Below are 6,004 nucleotides of genomic sequence, written 5' to 3'. Positions count from 1 at the left end.
CGACCATCAGGAGAAGCATCAACGATTACGCGCCGCCGGTCTCCCGGAGCGCGCTCCGGAAGACCGGCGGCAGCGCTATACTGGGGAAGATTCAAACGGCACTTCTGGGGAGTATTGAGCCGGCATCGACAAAGAGCAGATCCATAGACCTGAATGGTACGGAGCTTCGGCCCGGTCGGCTCGTTCTCTTTGATGAGAGCCGCTGTGTAATCTCTGATGAGCGCGGCGTCGACAGGGTCGGGATTCCGGACAGCGCGGCCCACCATTGGCGCTCCGCCCGCCATCCTCATCCGTCTCAGGGAGATCTGAGCCTCATCGAAGCCGCGGCCCCATGGGAAGCGCAGCCCATGATGCAAGGGAGCGGACAAGAACACGCCGCGGCGCCGTACGCCGGAGGCAGTGGGTCGATGCTGGGTGCCTCGGTGCTGCAGCCGGGTCACTCAACGGCGCGCCATCATCATGCGCCGGATTCGTCAGTGGTTGATCTGAATCCCCCCGCACCGTTCGAGTTGCGTGACCATGCTCATTCTGTGCTGCCGGGGCCTGCCGGGCCAGCGTTCGCCAGGGCAGAGGAGACGCCCTCCGCGGTTGGCGAGGCCGCGGTGGCCGAAAGGCTGGCTCGGTTGCAAAAGCAAATGGACGAACCAGAGCATGATCCCGGCCATCAAGTGGATACATCGCCATGGGAGGCGCAGCCCATGATGCAAGGGAGCGGACAAGAGGACGCCGCGGCGCCGTACGCCGGAGGCAGTGGGTCGATGCTAGGTGCCTCGGTGCTGCAGCCGGGTCACTCAACGGCGCGCCATCATCATGCGCCGGATTCGTCAGTGGTTGATCTGAATCCCCCCGCACCGTTCGAGTTGCGTGACCATGCTCGTTCTGTGCTGCCGGCGCCTGCCGGACCAGCGTTAGCCAGGGCAGAGGAGACGCCCTCCGCGGTTGGCGAGGCCGCGCAGGCCGAACGCTGGCTCCCGGCCATCAAGTGGGTACATCGCGCCATGGGAGGCGCAATTCGATCCTCCAATAGTGGTCTCCGGTCGCGACAAGCGTCCTCTTTATTCCAACGATGCGACCGTTGTCGAAGGACTGAGGTCAGCACTCTATGCCGGTAAGGCCGGGGAGAGGACGGTCACGCGCCATGTAAATTCTCTTTTCGGCTTTGGTCGTTGGCTCCTTAAAAACAACAGGCCGGGATTTGCTGCTCGGCTTGACGATCCGTTGCTGGATCAGGATCTCAAGGAGTACGAGAGCAGGGGTAGCTCCTCGGACGTGGCTGGGGCACTGGGTCGTCTCAAGACGTGGAACGGGTCTGGCAGAGCCGGACCGCCGGGGGCGGGAATTTGGGCAGCGGCTCGGCGCGCCTCGCCCAAGCGCTGCTCAAAGCCCTCTTGCCCGGCCTGTGCCGCTTGCTCTTGAGATGCCGGGGGCTGCACCTGCCGCCAAGCTGTTACATTGGATAGGTCAAATTTGTGCCGGTTCACGCTAGCCTCACGTCCACAGATCAGCTGAGCTGCCTACTCGGGCATACTTACGAGAAGCTGACGAGGTCCGCGGTCCCGGAGCGGGTAGGCCTAATTTTCTGCGCGCCGATTGCGCTGGCGCGACGTAGCCCGGCCTTTTGCCAGCTCGGCAGCTACGGCTCGCAAAGAGCGTCGTAAGGCTTGCGGAGCCGCCCCTCAGCTCCCGTCGAGGAGCAATCCACAATTCACATATTTGGAGATGGCTCGCTGGTTTGCCGGTCTGCGAGCCCTGCAAGCCGAGGCTTCAGATGCCGCCCGTGCAGAGGTGTTTCATTTCGAGGTAGTCCTCGAGGCAATGGCGGGAACCCTCCCGCCCGATGCCGGACTGCTTCACTCGACCGAAAGGCGCGGCTTCCGACGACATGCGTCCCGTGTTCATACCCACCATGCCATATTCCAAGGCCTCGGCCACACGCCAAACACGGTTCAGGTTGGAGGCAAAAAAAGTGGGCGGCAAGGCCGTAGATCGTGTCGTTGGCCTCATGCACGACCTGATCCGCATCGTCGAAGCAATCACAGGCGCCAACGGCCCGAATGTCTCTTTCTTGCGCGATGGTCATCTCGCTGGAGACAGGACCGATAGTTCGAAAAACGTGCCATTCGCGCCGATGCGTTTGCCCCCGCATCGAATTGTGCGGCCTTTCGCGACCGCATAGGCGATATGGGATTCGATTTTGGCCAGAGCATGCCTGTCGATCAGCGCACCGATCGCCACTCCGGAGCAAAGCCGTCGCCAACGATAAGTGGCGGACTTTCTCCACGAATTCTCGACGAACTCCTTCGTGAACGCCTGACTGGGACGGGGGTTGCCATGCCGAACAGGTCGCATAACCACGCTATCGTTCGGCGACTGCAGCCGCGAAGCGTCTCGAACGCATCGGCTCGATGCGGTTGGCGTCCAGAATGCATCGGCGAGCGCGGGAGTCTTCGCTATATTCGCCCCCGACTTCCCGAAGTCCACCAGCTTGCCTGCCAAAAAGGGGTGTTGCATGAATAAACATGACGTAATCGCGGGAGCGGTGGCCACCTGAGACGTGGCGGCGATGTTCGAACCTCTAGCCGGCTGGCTGTCCCCCGATAGGATGAAGAACGGGCTCACGATCGACACCGGGCCCAGGCATCGAACGGAGGACAGCCATGAAGCAGTATATCGGTCTCGACGTATCCATGAAAGACACGGCAATATCGATCCGGCAGGACGGCAAAAGGATGTGGCGGGGCAAGTGCGCGTCCGACCCACAACTGCTCGCGGCGGTGATCCGCAAGCGCGCACCGTATGCCCGGCGGGTTGTGTTCGAGACGGGGCCGCTGTCGGTGTGGTTCTACCATGCGCTGACGGCAGAGGGGTTGCCGGTAATCTGTATCGACGCGCGGCATGCCAAGGCCGCGCTCGACATGGCCGCGAACAAGACCGATGCGAACGATGCGGATGGCCTGGCACATCTGGCCGAGGTCGGCTTCTACCGCGAGGTTCGGGTCAAAGGTTTCGACAGCATGCTGATCCGCACGCTGATCACCGCACGGCGCCAGCTTCTTAAGATGCGTTTGCAGATATCCAACCAAATCCGTGGCTTGATGAAGACGTTCGGCCTCGTCGTGCCCAGGGGCGCAGGCAGCGTGTTCGAGCGCAACGTTCGCGACCTTCTGGAAGGCGAAGACAAGCTGGCGCGCATCGTTGCACCGATGCTTCAGGCGTGGAGTAATATGCGAACCCAAATCGCAGAGCTGAGCAAGCAGCTGGCCGCTATGGCGCGTGAGGACCAGCACTGCCGTCTGCTCATGTCAGTGCCCGGCGTAGGCACCGTCACAGCCACCGCCTTTGCCGCAGCCGTGGATGATCCGGCGAACTTCAGGAACTCGCGCGCCGTGGGTGCATGGGTGGGCCTGACCCCGAGGCGCTACCAGTCCGGTGAGGTCGATAATGACGGACATATCTCGCGCCGTGGCGACAATCAGTTGCGCGGACTGCTATACGAGGCGGCCGCGGTCATCCTGAACCGGTCGACGGATACCAGTACTCTGCGAACCTGGGCGTTGGAGCTCAAAGAACGGCTCGGCTTCAAGCGAGCGGCCGTGGCTCTGGCGCGCAAGCTGGCAGTGATCATGCATGCGATGCTCCGGACGGGCGAGCTGTTCGATCCGCACGGAGGAATGCCCGCCGCAGCCTGATCTGCATATGCCTGCGACGATTTCTTCACTCAACCGATAGCGTTCTTCCAGGACGCACCGAGCCGTCCCTGCCGGGACGTGGCTGAGATCATTCCGCGAAGCTTGAAGCAACTGCCTCCTTAGCAGAGTGCGTAACGAACATAGGAAGATCTCACCAGCGAAACTCATCCTGCGGCGATCAGCTTTGCATCGACCGCGTAGACGACCCTGTACCCGGCATGCGAACGAGCATCGGCAAAAAAGGACGACTGCCTTGCACTTACCCCCTTGACGGTCGAGCGATTAGACGACCCGCTTTCGTCGCCGTCAGCCGCGTGCCCAGGAAGCACGACAGCCTCCATAGCAAGAATGCGAGATGATCATCGTGCGACAGCGTGCCGGCGAACGTGGGTTTTCGGCAGGCCAAATAGCGCGATGCAGAAGGATGGTGAGGATTTCGCGTCCGCCACTGCGATGCATAGAGCCAATGTCTTCCTTCGGAACCGACCAGCGCAACAGTTTCACCCAACCGGGGAGCGCGTTCGGATTTCGGTGGCGCCATCAGAAAAAGGGGCGACGGGTCATATCCGAATTCCACCTCCATCGTTAAGCCTGCCCTATTTGAGGACGTTATGTTTCCGGGAGCAGCTTGGGAAACAGCCTATCCAGGGCATCGGCGGAAAAGCGCAGCGACGCAGGCCATTTCGGGGTTTCGGACGCCAGCAGGCCAAGCGAAATCACGTCGCTGAGGACCCGCCGTGCCGTCCTCTCAGGCAGGCCATTGATCGGGAGATCTCGCCGCGCTCAAATTCGCAGCCATCATCGCGTCCTCCAGCAATCGGCCAGTCGCAGGTTTCAGCTCGTTATGCGGCGCGTAGGTTCGTAGACGCTTATCCGAGATAACAAGGCCGGACATGAACGTCACTTGATCGATGCAGATGCGCAGGAACGAACTCTGAGAGCGCACCCTGCGAGAGGTTGCGCTTGCTGACGCGGCTGTGGAAGAAGCAGGGGCTCGCGCCGAAGCGCATGATCACCGACTAGCTTCGCTCGTATGGAGCGGCAAAGCGACAGGTGATGCCGGACGTCGAGCACCGGTCGCACAAGGGGTTGAACAACAGAGCGGAGAATTCCCATGTGCCGCCGCGAAAACGGGAGCGGATGATGCAGGGGGGCCGATCGCCGGGAGGCCTGCAACGCTTCGTCTCGACCTTGTCAGCCCTCCGCAACCTCTTCGTCCCGCCCCGCCCCAAACGTTCTGCTCTCGCCATACATGTTCATCGCTTGCAAGCCATCGCCGAATGGAAGGCCGTGACTGGAACGCCCGCATGAATTCTGCAGCAGCAGCCCTCGGCCGGCCAATTTCAGACAACGTGACAAGCCCGGCCAACAAGCCTATGTCGTCAAATCGCCAAAACCGACGCGAATTGTCGGACACGGTGGGAGGCCGCTTAGCCTCATCCGCTTCGATGAGAGCGGCGTCGGCGGGTTCTGTCGCAAACATTTCGGAAAGGTCATTTGCTGCAAAAAATCGCCTGCGGCATCTCGACGAGCACTGAAGTCGATCAGCATCCGCAAGAGCCAGTATTTCAACAACCGGGCTCGAACACATCTCAACCGGTGAAAAGGTTCTCGAAGTCCGCGAGGCCCCCGCGGCGGCCATCATCATGGACGCGCTGCGGCACCTCGAAACCGCTTCCCTTGGCGTCGGATCAATCGTGTTGAATCAAGGGCTTGAGCAAGCCTGGTCCCAGGAGGCGGTTTCAGGTGCATGGGGCAGTACTATTCACAAGAGGTGCGAACGGGGCATAGCGTGCGCAATCGAAGACGTCAGCGGGAGCGTCAGCTACATAGTCGATAACACGCGCTTTTTACCTCGGTCTCGGCTCGCAACGATGGATTGCTAACGGCGAACTCATGCTGGTCGGCAAGGCGATACTGGCTGGAGCATCAACTCGGCCGACGAGAGTGGCCACCATCCTAGACAGGATCGGCCGATATGCCCGGCATCGCCGCTCTGCAAAGAGCACAGCGGGCATCCAGACGTTGCCGGGTTGACTATGGGTGTCCGAATCGCGACAAAGGGGCCGCTCTTTATGAGTGGCGTGCGCCGGCAGTCTAACCCCAAGCCCCCCGCCCGGGCTGCCGGCGCGCTTCTAGGAACATCGAGGTAGATGACGAGACTAAAGCTATCGGTGAATACACATTTCAAGCCCAATCGATTTCCTACAGCCAGGCGCGAACGTTCGATTGGAACATTCAGAATTCACATCAAGGTGCACCGCTGTTGCGTCCCGAACAGGTTCGGCTGCTCGATGACGACTACGAGATTGTTC

At 61.0% G+C, this 6,004-nt stretch carries 2 protein-coding genes and 2 pseudogenes; 3 read left to right on the top strand and 1 reads right to left on the bottom strand.

What is annotated here, in order from left to right:
* Positions 1–1,764: 1,764 nt before the first annotated feature.
* Positions 1,765–2,022, bottom strand: a complete 258-nt coding sequence (locus NKH01_RS34745; protein ID WP_353024694.1) for an aldehyde dehydrogenase family protein — start codon at positions 2,020–2,022, stop codon at positions 1,765–1,767.
* 635 nt (positions 2,023–2,657) lie between these two features.
* Between NKH01_RS34745 and NKH01_RS34740 the strand changes: the two genes are divergently transcribed.
* From NKH01_RS34740 to NKH01_RS34730, 3 genes and pseudogenes are all read left to right on the top strand, one after another.
* A complete protein-coding gene (locus tag NKH01_RS34740; protein ID WP_353024693.1) occupies positions 2,658–3,689 on the top strand; it encodes an IS110 family RNA-guided transposase in 1,032 nt (343 codons plus the stop codon).
* A gap of 960 nt (positions 3,690–4,649) precedes the next feature.
* A pseudogene (locus tag NKH01_RS34735) lies at positions 4,650–5,000 on the top strand (DDE-type integrase/transposase/recombinase); the annotation flags it as partial.
* A gap of 841 nt (positions 5,001–5,841) precedes the next feature.
* Positions 5,842–6,004, top strand: a pseudogene (locus NKH01_RS34730) (type IV secretory system conjugative DNA transfer family protein); the annotation flags it as partial.

It is taken from the genome of Mesorhizobium sp. M1403 (genome assembly GCF_040317695.1).
In the GTDB taxonomy this organism is placed as follows: Bacteria; Pseudomonadota; Alphaproteobacteria; order Rhizobiales; family Rhizobiaceae; genus Mesorhizobium.
Note: the sequence above shows the minus strand (reverse complement) of the source record. Positions and strands in the feature narration are given on the sequence as shown.

Bases quoted from the DNA above. Each gene is read 5' to 3' on its own strand.
- NKH01_RS34745 (WP_353024694.1), bottom strand. From the start codon at position 2,022: ATGCGGATCAGGTCGTGCATGAGGCCAACGACACGATCTACGGCCTTG.
- NKH01_RS34740 (WP_353024693.1), top strand. From the start codon at position 2,658: ATGAAGCAGTATATCGGTCTCGACGTATCCATGAAAGACACGGCAATA.